This is a genomic window from Rhizobium sp. YTUHZ045, from assembly GCF_051124255.1.
Taxonomy (GTDB): Bacteria; Pseudomonadota; Alphaproteobacteria; order Rhizobiales; family Rhizobiaceae; genus Rhizobium.
The window spans coordinates 331,130-347,860 of sequence record NZ_CP101435.1 but is presented as its reverse complement, the minus strand read 5'-3'; the positions used below and the strand labels follow the sequence as shown (position 1 = coordinate 347,860).

Here is a 16,731-nt window from a genome sequence, read left to right as displayed (position 1 = left end):
TCAGCCTTGGGCATCAGTAAAGAACTTCATGAATCGCTTGCGGGAGCGCTCGATATGATCCCTCATAGCCGCCTCGGCCCCTTTAGGATTCCTGTCTTTGATTGCGGCTAAAATCCGCGCATGCTCCTTGTTTGCATCGGAAGTCGCCCGCGTGTGAAAATAGAGGCGGAAAAGATGCACGTGGGTGTGAAGACGTGCCAGCGCCTCATGAATAAGTCCGTTTCCGCTGCCGACAGCAATTGCATCATGAAAGGCGCCGTCGCTTTGCGCGAAGCGGCTGTAGGCTGAACGCGCATCCTCGTTGCGGATTTGACGCATATCCGAATCGATGGCTTCGAGCGATGTGATGGCCTCGTCAGACATAAGCTTCGCCGCCTGGGCTGCCGCAAATGGCTCCACCAGCATGCGAAGGTCGTAAAGCTGCTCCAACCCCGAAAGATCCATCTGCGGCGCCGCGCTGTACCCGATGAGGTGCGTGTTTACCACCAGCCCCTGAGCTTCAAGCCGTGAAAGCGCTTCACGGATGGGTGTTTGCGAGACGCCGAGTTCCCGCACCAGATTGTCCACGGCAATGCGACCACCAGGCGGGATCTTCAGTGACATGAGCTGTGAGTAGATTGCCCCATAGACCTCATCGGCGAGACGGGTGGGTCGCCGTAGCAATCCTGTGTCGCCGTTCTTCAACTCACCATTCCGATTCGTCATTTTCAAAATTCCTTCTTGACGCAGCAATTTCTTATCAACATAGTGCGGAAAATGCAATCAGATATCCGATCGGATTTGATCTATGATTACGGTTTCCGTGGATAATATTCGTGAAGTTGCCCGGCTGGCTCTCCACCGCGCCGGCGTACCGGAAGAGCACGCATCAGAACAGCTTGATCTCTTGCTGGAAGCCGATTTGAGGGGGGTACCCTCCCACGGACTGTTGCGCCTCAGGCGCATCATTCGCCGGATTGAGAACGGCGTTACGGACCCGCACGCCCGGGGTGAGCATAGATGGCGCAAGGAGGCGTTTCTGGCCGTCGACGGTCAGCGCGGTCTAGGGCCTGTCGTCGCGAACCGGGCGATTACTTCGTTGATAGAGCGTGCGAAGGTCACCGGCATTGCCGTCGCTGCCATCCGCAATTCCAATCACATAGGGATGCTCGGCTGGTACGCAGAGCGTGTCGCAGAACACGGTTTATCGATTATTGCACTGTCAACGAGCGAGGCGCTTGTTCATCCCTGGGGCGGGCGCAAGGCCATGATCGGGACCAATCCGATCGCAATAGGCGTGCCGACGGGTGGCGCTTCCTTCATGATGGATACGGCGACGAGTGTTGTTTCGATGGGCGAGATTCACGATCACGCCAACAGGCGCCAGCCAATCCCCTCTCATTGGGCGCTGGATGAAAACGGAAATCCCACCACAGACGCAGCCGCCGCGAAGAAGGGGGCAATCGCTCCCTTCGGTCAAGCAAAAGGATACGCCTTGGGCCTCGCCTTTGAACTGCTTGTGACAAGCCTGGCCGGAGCCGCGATCGGACGAGACGTCACGGGAACGCTCGACGATACGACGGTGTGCAACAAGGGAGACCTATTCATTGTCATCGACGGTCCGCAGCGGGACCTGCAGGCCTATCTCGAGGCACTCCGCGCGTTGGAGCCAGCAGATGGTTTCCCGGCCGTCGTGATACCTGGAGAGCGGGGGCGAGCTTGTCGCGACCAGCGCCTGAAGGAGGGCGTGCCGCTTGCTGAGGAAGTCTGGCAACAAATTCAAGTTCTAGCCGGCCTTGGTGCTGCTGAATGAAACAGGAGGTTTTATTGACCCTATTTGGAGCCCTGCGCACCCCGCGCAATCTCGTGTTCGGGGCCGGCCAACGCGCCGCCCTACCGGGCTATGCCGCAAAGCTCGGTCGTCGTGCGCTAGTTGTCACGGACGCTCGTTTGAGCAACGAGGCAGATTTTCGCAAGATGGTGGATGCTCTGGCGTCGTCAGGTGTGGCAGTGCACGTATTCGACGGCACCATTGCGGAACTGCCGCTTGAGTGCATCGCTCAGGGTGTGGAAGCCGGCCGCAAATTTGGTGCAGACCTCGTCATCGGCATCGGCGGCGGCAGCTGCCTGGACGCCGCCAAGGTTTGTGCACTGCTTATCGCACACAAGGGTAAGCCCAGCGACTATTATGGCGAGTTCAAGGTCCCCGGTCCCATATTGCCGCTGATTCTTCTGCCAACCACCTCCGGGACCGGCTCTGAGGTAACGCCGGTGGCAGTCATCACAGATCCCGATCGAGCTGTGAAAGTCGGAATTGCAAGTCCGGAACTGATTTGCCACACGGCGATTTGCGATCCAGAACTGACGTACTCCTGTCCGCCCAGCCTCACCGCAGTTTCCGGCGCCGACGCGCTCACACATGCAATCGAGGCCTACACGACCATTCGTCGCACACCGACCGATACGATCGTGCATGATCATGTTTTCCTGGGCAAAAACGCCCTGAGCGATGCCTATGCGCTGATGGCCATATCCCACATCTCTTCCAGCATTAAAAGTGCTTATGATCATGGCGACGATCACACAGCGCGCGAACGCCTGATGCTGGGGGCGACGACAGCAGGTCTTGCTTTCGGGACGGCCGGGACTGCGGCGGCTCACGCCATCCAGTATCCGATTGGAGCCATGACCCACACGGCCCACGGCGCGGGCGTCGCTGTCATGATGCCCTACGTAATGGAGCTGAATCGCAATTTTTGCGAGCCGGAATTGGTCGAGATTGGCAAGGCCATGGGACTTGATCTTCAGGGCCGATCCTCGTTCGACGCTGCCAGCGAGACGATAGATGCGGTTGCAGCACTCTTCGCGTCGATTGGAATCCCGAAGTCGATTGCCGACTTGGGGATCGTGGAGGCTCAGTTGCCGCAAGTTGCCGAACAGGCGATGGGCAGTGCCAGACTGATCAAGAACAATCCGCGCCTCCTCGATCCAACAGTTATGACCAGTCTGGTCGGCGCTGCCTTCACGGGTGATCGAATTGGACTGAGGAACGATGCAAAAGCATGGAAGGTAAATTGACAATGACGCCGACAATCACGTCCCAGATCAGCTTTGACCTCAAACAAGTCCCTACTGACCTCTATATTGCTGGAAAGTGGCGCCCTGGAGCCTCGGCTAGGCGGATTGACGTTCTTGACCCGTCTACCGGTCTTGTCATCTCAGACGTTGCCAATGCAACGATCGAAGATGCTCTAGACGCTGTTCAGGCGGCGTACGATGCGGGACCCGCCTGGGCGGCGACCCCGCCGCGGAGGAGATCAGAGATTCTGCGCCGATGCTTTGAGCTGATGGTCGAGCGAAAGGACATGTTGGCAGAGTTGATCAGCCTCGAAAACGGCAAGGCCTTGAGTGACGCCTACGGTGAAGTGACCTACGCCGCTGAGTTCTTTCGCTGGTTCTCGGAAGAAGCAGTTCGCCTGAACGGCGAAATCTCGACCGCCCCCTCAGGGGCGAACAAGATCGTGGTTCAACATCAACCAATTGGCGTTGCAGTCCTGGTGACACCCTGGAACTTTCCCGCAGCGATGGCGACGCGCAAAATCGCACCGGCCCTTGCCGCCGGCTGCACCTGCGTGCTTAAACCGGCGACAGAGACGCCGTTGACCGCCTATGCGCTTGCCGCACTGTATGCTGAGGCGGGGGTGCCAGATGGCGTTGTCAATGTGATCACGACTGAACGGTCAGGCGCCGTGGTCAGCAAGATGTTGCATGATCCGCGTGTCCGCAAATTGTCATTTACCGGTTCTACTGAAGTCGGTCGAAAGCTCCTGCACGAAGCGGCCGACACAATCATCTCCTGCTCAATGGAACTTGGTGGCAATGCACCATTCATTGTTTTCGATGACGCTGACCTGGATGCCGCCATCGAGGGCGCGATGGTTGCTAAGATGCGCAATGGCGGCGAGGCCTGCACGGCGGCCAACCGCTTCTATGTGCAAACCGGCATCGTCGAGGCTTTCTCGCAAAAGCTTACTGAACGCATGGCGGCACTGACGGTCGGAGCAGGCTACTCCAAATCCACCCAGTGCGGACCGGTCATCAACAGGAAGGCACTTGATCGAATTGGTGGCCTGGTGACGGACGCGACCGAGCGCGGGGGGAAGGTGCTGACGGGAGGCACTGCCCTTGATCAAGACGGCTTCTACTTCCCACCCACGGTTATTCGCGACGTCCCAGCTGATGCGGCGATCGCCAACGAGGAAATCTTTGGGCCGATCGCCGCCTTGAGCACCTTCGAAAGCGAAGATGAGGTTATCGCTGCGGCCAACAACACAGAATACGGCCTGATTGCCTACGTCTTCACGCGTGATCTTGGCCGCGGCCTCCGCGTTTCGGAGAGACTCGAGGCTGGAATGATTGGTCTCAACCGTGGCCTGGCATCAGATCCAGCCGCGCCGTTCGGCGGCGTGAAGCAAAGCGGACTTGGGCGAGAAGGGGCTCATCATGGCATCCTGGAATTTTGCGAGACCAAGTACATTGCTGTGACCTGGTAATAGCTTGAGAAACTCCTGATCCGGGAACAACAAACAAACCGAGGTAAAGATGTCGCTGACAAATCCTATCAGATCTGAAATCGCCGACGAGGTGTTCCGAACGCGTGGTGTGTTGACAGAAGTCGTGCCCTTTTCACAGCGGTACCCTCATTTCGAGCTGGCGGACTCCTATTGGGTGGTGGAGGAAATGCGTCGGAGGCGAGAAGCAAATGGGGAGAAGATCATCGGTCGGAAGATCGGCTTCACCAACTCCGCCGCTTGGGCAGGCTACGGCATCGCGGGGCCGCTCTGGAATTATCTCTATGATACGACGACGTTTGAGCTCAGCGAGACGAGCACCCTTGAGGTCCGCAATTGGCCGAATGTCCGTATGGAGGCGGAGGTTGCGCTGGGTCTCAAGGCTGCGCCCAATACTCAGATGAGCGAAGAAGAGCTGCTGGACTGCGTGGAATGGGCGGCACTCGATTTCGAGGTCTGCACGTCAATCTTTCCAGATTGGCAGTTCAAGGTCGCCGACGGCGCAGCCACTGGTGTGCATGTCGCATTGCTTCTCGGCAAGCGACACCCGATTGCTGGCGACCACGGGAAGTGGGCAGCGCAACTTGAGAGTTTTACTGCCACGTTGTCCAGCGACGAAGGTTCTTCCGCGACCGGAGGCGGAGCTCAAGTGCTTGGGGGCCCGATCAAGGCCTTTCGCTATCTGGTGCGTGAGCTGGAGCGCTTTGGTGGCCAGCCGTTGGCTTCCGGCGACATCGTCACCACTGGTACATTAACGGTCGCTCTGCCTGCCCAATCTGGCCAACGATGGAAGGCGACGACGTCCGGAATCGCATTCGAGGAGATCAGCCTGGATCTTGTCTAGCAGGCACAACCGCCCGCCTGATCAAACAACCGGAAATCAAGAAAGGAAATGAGGGGATGACCTATTTTTCAAGATCCGAAATGTCCCGCCGTATCGAGTCTCTTCGGAAGAAACTCGCTGCCGCAAACATCGACTTCGCGTTCATGCATACGGCTGACAGCGTCTTTTATATGAGCGGTGTCCCGCTGCTTTCGGAGTGGGGCCGACCCATGTGGGCGATACTGCCCGTATCCGGCACCAGCGCCGTTTGCGGGGCAGCGCTCGAACAAGAGACCATGGAAGCTCACAGCGTTTTCGACGAGGTGCTCGCTTATGGGGATGACGAGAATGTCGTCCATACCAGCCTCAGGATGTGCGCCGATTTCATTGCCCGACAGAGTTCAGGCACAGTTCGCATCGGGATCGAGGAAGCGCTGATGCCGGTCGGCATCCATCGCGCTCTGACTGCCAGGTTCTCACAGGCGGAATTTGTTGAGATCAGCCCACTGATTGAGGACCTGCGTCTCATCAAATCCGATGAAGAGGTCCGTCTTCTCGAACTCGGCGGCCAGTTGGCAAAAATTGGCGCAAATGCGTTTCTCGAAGCTCTTCACGAGAACGTCACCGAGCTTGCGGTGGCAGCGCACGCAGTCGCTGAGACGAACAAGGCAATGGGAGCATTGTCCATCAATGGTCTCACGAGCACCTATGCCTACGCCCAGTTTGGCGATCACACACTCACGCCGCATCTGCATCCGACCAGTCGGCGGCTGAAACGTGGCGATCTGATTGCACTGAACATCTTCCCCGTGATGTGGGGCTACTGCACGGAACTTGAACGCACTTTTGTGTTCGGTGAGCCGACGCAGGCTCAGAAGAAGCCGCTCGACGCGGTGAATGAAGCCTTCGATGCCATCAAGCTGGCGCTTAAGCCGGGCGTCACCATGTCAGACATGGCGCTTATGGAACGCGAGATTTTCCGAAAGGTCGATCTTGCCGACTACGTGCGCCACGGAACCGGACACGCGCTCGGTATCATGATCGGTGCTGGCGGACGCGAAGAGCGTGGAGAGTTGCGGATCTACAATTCCGGAAAGCTCATGGCCAACATGGTCAATTCGGTCGAGCCTGCGGTCTACATACCGGGTGTCGGCGGCTTCCGACATTCTGATGTGATGCTCATCACTGAAGACGGTGCCAGGAACACTACCGACTTTCCGCGTAACATCGGTTTTTGAGATGTGGTGAGCGCGGCGCCAGGAGGAATTGCGCCCCATCTAAGAGCAAAGAAGGAGGCAGGATGACGCCGCCCAAGGCGTCTGTCGCAGTGCATCTTAATCAGCATAAATTCAACAGAGGGAACTCAAAAAATGACAAATGCAGAGATGAAATCCACCGGCTGGGCAATGTCTTCACGCCGTCTCTTCCTGGCAGCCTGCGTCAGCGCAGCCGCCATTGCCTCTTTGCTGGGTCCGAGCCCAGCTGCGGCAGACGACAGCGAGATCGTTTTGGGAGCGTTGATGCCTCTTTCTGGCGCGGGCGGTCCATTCGGTCAGGAAATGCTCGCTTCGGCGAAAGTTGCACTCGAGGAGATCAACGCGGCTGGCGGACCCTTGGGCCGTAAGATCAGACTTGTTGAGGAGAACGACGAGACCAACGCTGAGGCTGGCGTTCGCGCTGCGCGCAAGCTCGTTGACGTCGACAAGGTGAGCGCAATTTTCGGAACCTGGGCAAGCAGTGTCACGCTTGCCGTTGCACCCATTGTCCAAGAGAAGGGCTTGATCCTTTTGTCCAATTCGGGTGCGAGCCGCATCACAGAAGTCCAGAAGAAGGGACATGTGTTCCGGCTTGAACCGGACGACCTGCTGTTCGGAAAGGCTTACGCCGAATACGCCGCCCAGCAAGGCTGGAAAAAGGCAGCGGTCCTCGGCTTGAACGTACCCTTCACCCAGAGCACAGTTGACGCTCTGAAGCAGCGCTTCGAAGAGCGCGGCGGCAAGATCACGAGCTTCGTCACGTATAACGAGGAGCAAACGACTTTCACCACGGAAGTTGCGCGCGTCCTGTCTGACCAGCCCGACTTCGTCCACATTTCTGGCTACGAACCGGACACGATCGCGATCCTGAAGGCTGCTTACCAGTCAGGCTTGACAACCCGCTTTATCGTCCCGGGCTTTTCTGTCAGTGCCGACTTGATCAAGAATGCCGGTCCTGCAGCGGACGGCCTGCTTCTGGTCGAAGAGGGCGTTTCCGAGGACTCGCCCGCCTATCAGCGGCTCGCGAAACAGCTAGGCTCTGATCGCTACTACTCCTTCGGCGCGCAGGCCTATGACGAAATGGTCATTCTTGCGCTTGCGATCGAAGCGGCAAAGTCGACAGACGGCAAGGCGCTTGACAAGGCGATCCGTGAGATCACCGGCACTGGCGGCACCAAGGTCACGTCGTTTGCTGAAGGGGTGGCAGCGCTGCGAAAAGGTGAGCGCATCGACTACGACGGTGCGTCGGGACCGCTCGACTTCGATGCCAACGGCAACATTGCAAAGGCGAACTTCCGCGTTTCCGAGGTCAAGGACGGCAAGACCGCTCCTGTCGGGAAGATCAGCGAAGTGCAGTTTTAATCGCACCGATCAAGGCGCCGCATTGGTGCGGCGCCTTCAGCCGAAGGTAACGCCACGATGGAATTCAAGATCTACCTCATCTCGGCGCTCGTGATGGCTGCGATATGGAGTCTGCCGGCGGCAGCCATTTCGCTCATCTACGGTGTGCTGCGCTATCCCAATTTTGCAATCCCCGAGTTCATGACGCTCGGTGCCTATCTCACGCTTCTTCTCTGCGGTTTCTCATTGCCGCTGTGGACGGCTGGGCTTCTGGCGGCGGTCGTTACAGGCCTTATTGCGCTTGCAGTCGACCAGACGGCTTTCCGTTTCGTGCGCAAGGCTGGAATTCTCCCGCCGGTGCTGCTTTCCTTGGGGCTGATGCTGGTCCTGCAAAATTTCGTCCGTTTCGGATGGGGCAACGGAAATCTGCAGTTCCCGATCCTGCCGATGCGACCGTTCATCATTGCCGGCTTCATCATCACCCCGGTGCAAGCAGCAATTATCGGGCTTGTCATCGTCATTCTCGCAGGGATTTTCCTGGGCCTGCGCTACACCGAGTTTGGTCGCGCGGTACGAGCAACGTCGACCAATCCCGAGCTTGCCATCGTAACAGGTGTCCAGCCTGAACGGGTTTATGGCGCCGTCTTGTTTGCAGCCGGCTTCCTCGCTGCCGTCGGCGGAATTGTGCTGGCGACCGAGACGTCTCTTAATCCGCTTCTTGGCTGGCGCGTCCTGATACCCCTTTTCGCAGTCGCGATCCTGGGCGGTCTTGGGAGCGTTGTCGGTGCAGCACTTGCCGCGGTACTGGTGGGCCTGACGTCAGAGTTCAGCCTCTTCATCCTGCCATCGAGCTACAAAACCGCGCTGGCATTTCTCGTACTTACCCTCGTCTTGCTGGTTCGCCCAAGCGGCCTTGTGAAATCCAGGAGCTAAGCCATGATCGACTATCTCATCGCGATCCTGATTTTTGCGGGCATCTACGGATTTGTGGCGCTAGGTCTCAACATCCAATGGGGCCTGACCGGGCTTATCAATCTGGGTCAGGTCGCATTCTTCGCAGTTGGCGCGTACACGTTTGCCCTTCTTTCGAAAGCGGGCGTCCCCTTTCTGCTGGCGGTCGGAGTGGCGACGGCCTTGAGCGGCGTCTTCGGTGCTGCCGTTGCAATGTTCACACCGCGTCTGCGCGAGGATTACCTCGCCATTGTAACACTCGGTTTCAGCGAGTTCGTCAGGTTGGTCCTGCTGAATGAGAAATGGCTGGCGGGGGGACCTGACGGGATTGCAGGCGTACCGCGTCCCGCATCATTCCCCGGACTTGGATCGGAGACTTCCTTTCTGGTCGTCACGGCACTCGCGCTTGCGCTCGCCTTCTGGTTCACCCGGCGTATCGAGCGTTACCCCATCGGGCGGACGCTCAAGGCGATCCGGGAAGACGAGGGCGTTGTCACCTCCGTCGGCAAGGTCGCACTGGCATACAAGACAAAAGCATTCCTGTTGGGCGCAGCTTTGGCTGGCTTGGGTGGTGCGTTTTTTGCCAGCTACCTCAGCTACATCTCGCCGGATATGTTTGGTCCGAACGTGAGCATTTACGTCCTTGCGGCCGTCTTGATTGGCGCACAGGGCTCGAGCGTGGCAACTCTCCTGAGCACGGCTCTGGTTGCTGCGCTTCTTGAAGGGACGCGCCTGCTCAAGGACTACATCACATTTGTCGATGGTGTGGAATTGGCGGCTCTGCGCCTGATGGTGCTCGGACTTGCACTGATCGCGATCGTAATGGTTCGCTACCGCCCGGGGAGGGCATGATGAAACAGATACTCGAGATCAAGGACGTCAGCCGGCGTTTTGGAGGCCTGCAGGCCGTCAACAAATGCCGGTTCTCCGTCCGCGCCGGCAGCATAACCGGGCTCGTCGGGCCGAACGGAGCCGGAAAGTCCACCCTTTTCAGTTTGGTCAGTGGTTTCGTTCGCCCCGACAGCGGCGAGGTCCTGTTCGATGGGAACCACATCGAAAAGCTGAGCGCGCACGATATCGCCCGGCTCGGCCTTCGCCGCACGTTTCAGATTCCGCGCGAACTTAAACAGATGACCGTGCTTGAGAACCTCCTGCTGGTGCCCGAGGGGCAGTTCGGCGACCAGGTGCGGTCGGTCCTCTTGCCCGGCAAGCGCGTTCGCGACGAGGAAAGGATCAACCTGCAGAAGGCGCAGGGGGTCTTGGATATGGTCGGCTTGGGTGAAAAGGCTCAACACCCGGCAGCCCTACTTTCGGGTGGTCAGAAAAAGCTTCTTGAACTTGCCCGCTGCCTGATGGCTGACCCAAAGCTGTTGTTGCTCGATGAGCCTACCGCCGGAGTCAATCCGACCCTCATACGACATCTGATGGCGGTTCTCAGGCGCATTCATGCCTCTGGTGTGACGCTGTTGATCATCGAGCACAACATGACGGTCATCATGGAACTGTGCGAGCGGGTGATCGTCATGGACAGGGGGCAGGTAATTGCCGCAGGCACGCCTGTTGAGATTCAATCGAACAAGGAAGTGCTGGACGCCTACCTTGGAGGGGTGAGCGCATGAACAAGAAGATCATTTTAACAGCCGAGTCCCTTGTCGCCGGTTACGGCGAGATGCAGATCTTGCATGGAGTGAGCCTAGAGTTGGCCGCAGGTGAGATCGTCACCATTATCGGTCCGAATGGTTGCGGTAAGTCAACTTTACTGAAGACACTTGCGGGCCTGTTGAAGCCCAAAGGGGGAACCATCAAGCTTAAGGGGATCGATATCACCCACGCTCCGACGCGTGATCGTTTGCGCTCCGGTCTGGGATATGTCCCTCAGGTGCGCAATGTCTTCGCCACGATGAGCGTCGAAGAAAACCTGCGTATGGGTCTTTTTGCCGTCCCGGGTTCGGTCAAGGAGCGGCAGGCGGTGGTGCGTGAAATTCTGCCCAACCTGGCCGATTACTGGACAGCGACCGCTGGTAAGCTAAGCGGTGGCCAGCAGCAGGTCGTGGCGCTCGGCAGAGCGCTCATGGCTGGACCCTCGGTCTTGCTGCTTGACGAACCAAGCGCTGGCCTGTCGCCAAAGGCAACAGACGAAGTATTCCAGCACATACGCGAGATAAGTCATAGACAAGGCGTCGGCGTGCTGCTGGTTGAGCAGAATGCTCATAAGGCGCTGGAGATTTCCGATCGCTGCTACATTCTTGCAGAGGGAAAAAACCAGATTGATGGGAGCGCCGAGAGCATCATGAACAATCCCGTCGTCGGAAAGATCTATCTCGGCGCCCACGCTGAAGCAGTTTGAAGGACGGTCAGGTGCGGCCGCAGCCGCCAGCTTCTGAAGTTTTCGACTTTGTCGAGAAAGCGGAAGCAGCGCGATCCGTTGACTGCTCAAGCGGCTGCTAACGGTAGCCGCTTGATAGATTCTCTAAGACGAACTCTCTTTGGACACCAGCGGACTGCAAATCTGGACGCCCAGCGCCCAGCAAGCTCTAAAGGAGGATCGATTACCTAAATCAGTCTTCCGCTGAACCAGGGATATCACCGGACAGAAGCTGTTTCGAAAGCCCGAAGCCCAATTTCATGAAAGCGCCTGCAGATAGCGGGGGACCCTTCCGTTGCTGGCAGCTTGAGCCGCGTGCATGATCGCATTTGTATCAAGACCATGATGCCGATAAAGGTCTGCAATTGTGCCGGTCTGGCCGAAATGTTCGACCCCCAGCGACTTGACGCGGTGACCATTGACCCCCCCAATCCAGGAGAGCGTGGCTGGGTGGCCATCGATCACCGTGACGATCCCGCAATCCCGTGACAAAGGCGCCAGCAGGCGTTCAATATGGCTCATCGCCCCGGGACGCGACCTAAATAAGCTGGTGCAAGGTGTGCGAGTGCTCGGGGAAGTAATGGCTGATTGATTGCGCCCGCCCGGTAAGCGGCTGAGGGGGGCGAAGCCCGGAAGGGGTTGTGATTGGCTGCCAATCCATGGTGATGCTCCACTTTGGCAGATACTCTATACTGATTGTCAGTCCATTGAAGTACAGCCAAACGTCTTTACGCTAACTTACCCTCACAGAGATCAATGCTGCGCTCATATCCGCGCCTTGTGACGGAGTACCGGCCTTTTCCAGCAACTTTGCCGCAAGCAGGCAAGCAAAATCGGTATACGCAATTGGCAAGGCCAACCGTGCGCTCAGTGTTTGGTCAAACATCCACACCGGAACTTGGAGCAACCGGCATGACATCGAACCCGGTAAGCTGCAGCGGAACACAGCAGACCCCTTGTCCACCAGTCCATGGGTATGGACATGCCGCCCAGACCAAGGGTGCCACGGATATAGAAGCTCTCGAACCTCGGTCCCGTGGGTGTTCAGTCGCCCTGTTGTACAACGAGGTTCGCCCTCACAGCGCCATCGGGAACAAACCGCCGATATCGCTCATGAACGGCTCCCGCGCACCCGGTCCGCCATGAGCAATACCCTACGGGAAATCCCAGCCGGGTGGTCCAAAATCGGGTTCCACTTCATGAAAACCCAAGACTCTCCCGAAAGCTGGAGGGAATATAGGTCTCAGGTCAAAGACGTCAGGCTTACACCTTGGCTGAGATGCTACACATGCGTCGTGTTTGTCGGCTCTCCGCCGCACGGATAGACTTACGTGTCTTGGGCAAACGGCTGATATCAAAGCAAAAATCCTCTTCCTGCTCTCAGTCTCACGCGTTGGCACAAATCTTGAAGTATATGGTGAGCCGATCGGCGGTGCGCCGATCACAACAAGGAAAAAAACGGGAAACAGTCACGACCGTTTCCTCCCTTTTGGTCATTCATCGGAGATAAGTCAATGGTCAGGATCTCAGATAACTCCAACCCCACTGAAAGAATCGACAGCCGTTCCCCTGAAGCGACTGGATACCCTCGCGTCGCTGCCACGAGCCCAACCGCAAGCCTGGAGGGCGGCATTCAGACCCTCACCTCAAGCGCTCGCGCAGGTCAAGAAATGCAGAAACAGATCTCAGAAATCACAGTTCGGGCTAACAATGAACTATCGTTGCGATCAACAGCAGCCCTGCAAGCGACTATCGAGGCCGATCTAGGTCACCTTCAGGCGTTAGCTGCAGCAAAAACGCCCTCTCAGATTTTCGAACTCCAATCGAAGTTCGTCCGGGAACGACTCGAACTAACCTTCGGCCATGCGAGAGATTTTCAGGCCATAGCGTCGAAATTTCTAATAGACATAAACAAGTCATTGAGAGGAATGTTCGACACATCCTCCCTACCTTCGGAATAGCCGCGCGGGTTGCCCGGCACTTAGCCGCCTGTCATGCCGTCCGAATCTGCTCGGCATCCAGGACAGGGCAGAGAACGCAAACAGCGAGGAATGAAATCGGTCATTCCTCGGGCTCCCACAATGCGCCTCCGATCGGGGCAGATCGGATGTTGCTGCAGTATTGGAGGCTGTCATGGAAAGACTCAAGGCGACCATTCTGACCGGCTTTCTTGGGGCTGGCAAGACAACGCTGCTCAACCGAATTCTGGCCGAGCGGCATGACGAACGCATTGCCGTGGTCATCAATGAATTTGGTGACGTCGGTATCGATGGCAGGCTTCTCATCGAAACAACGGCGCACGTTGTAGAACTGAACAACGGCTGCATCTGCTGCACGGTTCGTGACGACCTGATCGGCGCACTTCACGATATCCTCGCATCCGATCGCGTCTTCGATCGCATTGTCATCGAAACCTCGGGTTTGACCTGGCTCGCGCCTGTTATCGAGTCCTTCGTAGTGGACGAGGTCTTGTCGAAGTATGTTCAACTCGATGCGATTGTCGTTGTGGTCGATGCTCATCATGTCAGTCGGCAGTTCGGCCACGACGAAGCCACTCTGCAGATTAGCCTTGCCGATGTCATCCTACTCAATACAACCGACCGCGTCTCCAGCAACGAGCCTGCTGTGGTTGAGAGACGCGTCCGACAGCTTAATCCGCTGGCTCGGCTCCTTCGGACGAAGGATTGTGAAGTCTCTATGGGCGCTGTTTTGGACATTGGCGCTTTCGATCTCAAGAACGTCTTGTCGAAAGTGCCATTCATCCTCGAGAACCATTATCATGAACATGACCAAAACCTTTCTTGTGTCGCGCTGCGGCAAGCGGAACCGCTGGATCCGACAGCCTTCGATAGCTGGCTGAAGCACCTCGCGCAGGTGAAGGGAACCGACATGCTGCGTATAAAAGGGGTGGTGAATTTCCCTGGCGCAGCCTACCGTTATGTCTTGAACGGCGTTTATCTGATGCGCGAATTGCGTGCTGGAAAACCATGGAGGGAACATCCCCGCCTCACCGAGATCGTCTTGATTGGTCGAGATCTCGATGAGTCAGAGCTGCGCCGTGGGCTCCAGAGGTGCTCCCCTCAAGGGATTGCAACCTTGACGAATTGAAGAACTGCGCCCTCACTGGTTTGCGGTCGCGTTAGTTTCAAGCGCCGCTCCGACCTGATGCAGAGGCCGGAGCGGCGCTTTTCGAGAAGGTAGCTGTCGCCGCGGATGGTATTCAACGTTGATTGGTGCAGCAGGCGATTGAATATCGCGGTGACGATCGCATTCTTCCGCGGAGTTGTTTGAGGTGTCGATGCGTGCATCGGTACAAGACGTGACTTTCTGAACTTCGTTCCGCGGATCGTCAACACCGCAGCGTCGAAATCAACATCCGCGAGCTTGAGGTTGCGCGCCTCGCCGAGCCGAAAACCGGAAACGCTCAGCAGCCCGAACAGGCAATAATATGTCCATGGCCTGAGGTTGCAGCGGGTATATCGACGGCATCTCCAGAGCGGCCGACAGGAGGCGTTGGATGTCTTCCTCGAATAGAGATATGGTCGAGCCCGCTTCGGGCGAGAGGAAGCAAGCTGCTTGGGGAATCTGAGTTCGCGGATCGGCGGCGGCTCGAGGAAGCGCTCGATGCCGTTCGCAAGGATTGCAACATTGGCGTTGTGACACGCGCCGAAAGAGGATCATTGATCGTTTGCGGGAAGGAGACAGTGATCATCAAGGCGACGGACATCACAGAACTGGTCGACACGACAGGGGCCGGGAACTTCTACGCTGCCGGCTTCCTCTACGGCTATACGAGCGGGCGTAGCCTCAAGGTTTGCGGTGATCTGGGATCCTTGGCGGCAGGACTCGTTATTCAACAGATCCGTCCGCCCTCGGCAAAATCTCCGCCGCGAGGCTTGAGCAGGCAGGGTTGCTGTAACGCCAGCGAACCTGCTGTTTTCTTTCGTGGGTGAGGAGAATAGCATAGCACCATTTGGGCAGTTCTTGCACGCCAGTGACCTGACCGCACGGGGCGGCGAGTTAATTTGTGTCATGACTGGATCATTCTGCAATTGAAGCGTGGGAGGATTGGACCAAGCCGCTGAGGGGGGAGTCGGCGCGTGCGGGGGCTTCGTCGCGGCATCGAAGGCGCCGATCCGTTGATCGAGCTGAGTAAATGCTTGCAGCATGTCGCCAACTAGATGCCGTAATGGGCCGGCGTCTCATGAGTAGCCAGTTGGGTGGCTGTCCCTCAGAATGATGATGTTTGGAAACGAGGTCCGAGCGATCGGCCTCAAGCATCATGAGAGGAACAGCCATGGAATATTATGCAGGAATCGACGTCTCGCTGAAAGAGAGCAGCGTGTGCGTGGTCGACGCGACGGGCAAGTTGGTTCGCGAGGTCAAGGTAGGCAGCGAGCCTGAATGCCTGGTCGGGTATTTTGATCAACTGGACTTTCCGGTAGAGCGCATCGGCCTTGAAGCGGGGCCGTTGTCCCAATGGCTACACGCGGCTCTCGTTGCTGCGGGTCATGAGGTGGTTTTGCTGGAAACGCGGCATGTGAAGGCGGCGCTTTCGGCGATGACGGTGAAGACCGACCGCAAGGATGCACGGGGGATCGCGCAACTGCTCCGCATGGGGTGGTATCGTCCGGTCCACGCCAAATCGTCGCCGGCCCAGGACACTCGGGCTCTCCTGGTTGGCCGCAAGCTTCTGCAATCCAAGCTGCTCGACGTCGAGCTCAGCATCCGGGGTATCCTGCGTGGCTATGGATTAAAGGTCGGCGAAGTCAGCCGAGGGCGTTTCGAGGCGCGCATCCGCGAACTGATTGCAGGGCATGCGATATTGTCGATGGTGATTGACGCGATGCTGACGGCGCGAGCAGCGCTGTGGAGCGAATTTACGAAGCTGCACCGCGAGATGCTCAGGATCGCCCGCGCCGACAGAGTTTGCCAACGGCTGATGAGTGCGCCGGGTGTCGGTGCCTTGGTTGCGCTGACCTACCGCTCCGCGGTCGATGATCCAGCCCGGTTCGAAAAGTCCAGCACAGTGGGTGCCTACTTCGGGCTGACGCCGAAGAAATATCAATCCGGCGAAACTGATCGCGATGGCGGTGTCAGCAAGGTCGGCGACGCGATGGTGCGAACCGCATTGTTCGAGTCTGCGCACATAATGCTGACGCGGGCGACGCGCTTTTCCAGTCTAAAGCGCTGGGCGCTCGATGTGGCCAGGCGTCGCGGGATGAAGCGCGCGAAGGTTGCCCTCGCACGCAAACTGGGTGTCGTACTTCACCGCATGTGGATGGATGCGACGGACTTTCGCTGGAGCGCAAACCCTATGGCGGCATGAAGAGAGCTACGTGATTGACGCGGGCAAGTGCAAGGCTTGCGTCTGATGAGGTCCGGTAATCCCCCCGCCAATTAACGGGCTTCAAAAGTAGAATTTTCTCGGGCTTTATGAACGAG

The 16,731-nt window shown here is 57.7% G+C and carries 15 protein-coding genes and 2 pseudogenes; 14 read left to right on the top strand and 3 right to left on the bottom strand.

Features of this window, described 5'->3' with window-relative positions:
• On the bottom strand, window positions 1–762 hold the full coding sequence (locus NMA58_RS31155; protein WP_416068677.1) for a GntR family transcriptional regulator: 762 nt from the start codon (window positions 760–762) through the stop codon (window positions 1–3).
• 25 nt (window positions 763–787) lie between these two features.
• Here NMA58_RS31155 and NMA58_RS31150 point away from each other — a divergent pair, with 25 nt between their 5' ends.
• The 10 genes from NMA58_RS31150 to NMA58_RS31105 all read left to right on the top strand — a co-directional run bounded on the left by NMA58_RS31150 (window position 788) and on the right by NMA58_RS31105 (window position 11,268).
• Window positions 788–1,792, top strand: a complete 1,005-nt coding sequence (locus NMA58_RS31150) for an Ldh family oxidoreductase (protein WP_416068678.1) — start codon at window positions 788–790, stop codon at window positions 1,790–1,792.
• Window positions 1,793–1,806: 14 nt separating this feature from the next.
• Window positions 1,807–3,057 (top strand): iron-containing alcohol dehydrogenase, encoded by a 1,251-nt coding sequence (locus tag NMA58_RS31145; protein WP_416068769.1) that lies wholly within the window; start codon window positions 1,807–1,809, stop codon window positions 3,055–3,057.
• Window positions 3,058–3,059: 2 nt separating this feature from the next.
• Window positions 3,060–4,532 carry an NAD-dependent succinate-semialdehyde dehydrogenase gene (locus NMA58_RS31140; protein WP_416068770.1) on the top strand — a complete coding sequence of 491 codons (1,473 nt, stop codon included), beginning with the start codon at window positions 3,060–3,062 and terminating at the stop codon, window positions 4,530–4,532.
• Between the two features lie 49 nt (window positions 4,533–4,581).
• Window positions 4,582–5,394, top strand: a complete 813-nt coding sequence (locus NMA58_RS31135; protein ID WP_416068679.1) for a 2-keto-4-pentenoate hydratase — start codon at window positions 4,582–4,584, stop codon at window positions 5,392–5,394.
• Between the two features lie 56 nt (window positions 5,395–5,450).
• Window positions 5,451–6,611 (top strand): M24 family metallopeptidase, encoded by a 1,161-nt coding sequence (locus NMA58_RS31130; RefSeq protein ID WP_431324631.1) that lies wholly within the window; start codon window positions 5,451–5,453, stop codon window positions 6,609–6,611.
• A 147-nt stretch (window positions 6,612–6,758) separates the two neighbouring features.
• Window positions 6,759–7,991 (top strand): ABC transporter substrate-binding protein, encoded by a 1,233-nt coding sequence (locus NMA58_RS31125; protein ID WP_434714950.1) that lies wholly within the window; start codon window positions 6,759–6,761, stop codon window positions 7,989–7,991.
• A 57-nt stretch (window positions 7,992–8,048) separates the two neighbouring features.
• Complete coding sequence (locus NMA58_RS31120; RefSeq protein WP_416068682.1) at window positions 8,049–8,903, top strand: branched-chain amino acid ABC transporter permease; 855 nt, start codon at window positions 8,049–8,051, stop codon at window positions 8,901–8,903.
• Between the two features lie 3 nt (window positions 8,904–8,906).
• Window positions 8,907–9,773, top strand: a complete 867-nt coding sequence (locus tag NMA58_RS31115; protein WP_416068683.1) for a branched-chain amino acid ABC transporter permease — start codon at window positions 8,907–8,909, stop codon at window positions 9,771–9,773.
• Window positions 9,773–10,540, top strand: coding sequence for an ABC transporter ATP-binding protein (locus NMA58_RS31110; protein ID WP_434714947.1), 768 nt, complete (start codon window positions 9,773–9,775; stop codon window positions 10,538–10,540). The genes NMA58_RS31115 and NMA58_RS31110 overlap by 1 nt, the downstream gene beginning before the upstream one ends.
• Complete coding sequence (locus tag NMA58_RS31105) at window positions 10,537–11,268, top strand: ABC transporter ATP-binding protein (protein WP_416068685.1); 732 nt, start codon at window positions 10,537–10,539, stop codon at window positions 11,266–11,268. Before NMA58_RS31110 ends, NMA58_RS31105 begins: the two co-directional genes overlap by 4 nt.
• A 276-nt stretch (window positions 11,269–11,544) precedes the next feature.
• Here NMA58_RS31105 and NMA58_RS31100 read toward each other — a convergent pair.
• Window positions 11,545–11,847, bottom strand: a pseudogene (locus tag NMA58_RS31100) (transketolase); the annotation flags it as partial.
• A 953-nt stretch (window positions 11,848–12,800) separates the two neighbouring features.
• Here NMA58_RS31100 and NMA58_RS31095 point away from each other — a divergent pair.
• Window positions 12,801–13,247, top strand: coding sequence for a phasin family protein (locus NMA58_RS31095; protein ID WP_431324630.1), 447 nt, complete (start codon window positions 12,801–12,803; stop codon window positions 13,245–13,247).
• A gap of 172 nt (window positions 13,248–13,419) precedes the next feature.
• Window positions 13,420–14,394: a CobW family GTP-binding protein gene (locus NMA58_RS31090; protein ID WP_416068686.1), complete on the top strand. Its 975-nt coding sequence runs from the start codon at window positions 13,420–13,422 to the stop codon at window positions 14,392–14,394.
• Here the strand turns inward: NMA58_RS31090 and NMA58_RS31085 are convergent.
• Window positions 14,367–14,714 carry a tyrosine-type recombinase/integrase gene (locus tag NMA58_RS31085; RefSeq protein WP_431324665.1) on the bottom strand — a complete coding sequence of 116 codons (348 nt, stop codon included), beginning with the start codon at window positions 14,712–14,714 and terminating at the stop codon, window positions 14,367–14,369. The two genes, NMA58_RS31090 and NMA58_RS31085, sit on opposite strands and share 28 nt — an antisense overlap.
• A 183-nt stretch (window positions 14,715–14,897) precedes the next feature.
• Between NMA58_RS31085 and NMA58_RS31080 the strand changes: the two are divergent.
• Window positions 14,898–15,205 (top strand): annotated as a pseudogene (locus NMA58_RS31080) (PfkB family carbohydrate kinase); the annotation flags it as partial.
• 378 nt (window positions 15,206–15,583) lie between these two features.
• The gene (locus NMA58_RS31075; protein ID WP_099086550.1) at window positions 15,584–16,615 is read left to right on the top strand and encodes an IS110 family transposase; all 1,032 of its coding nucleotides are present in this window, start codon (window positions 15,584–15,586) and stop codon (window positions 16,613–16,615) included.
• Window positions 16,616–16,731 lie beyond the last annotated feature (116 nt).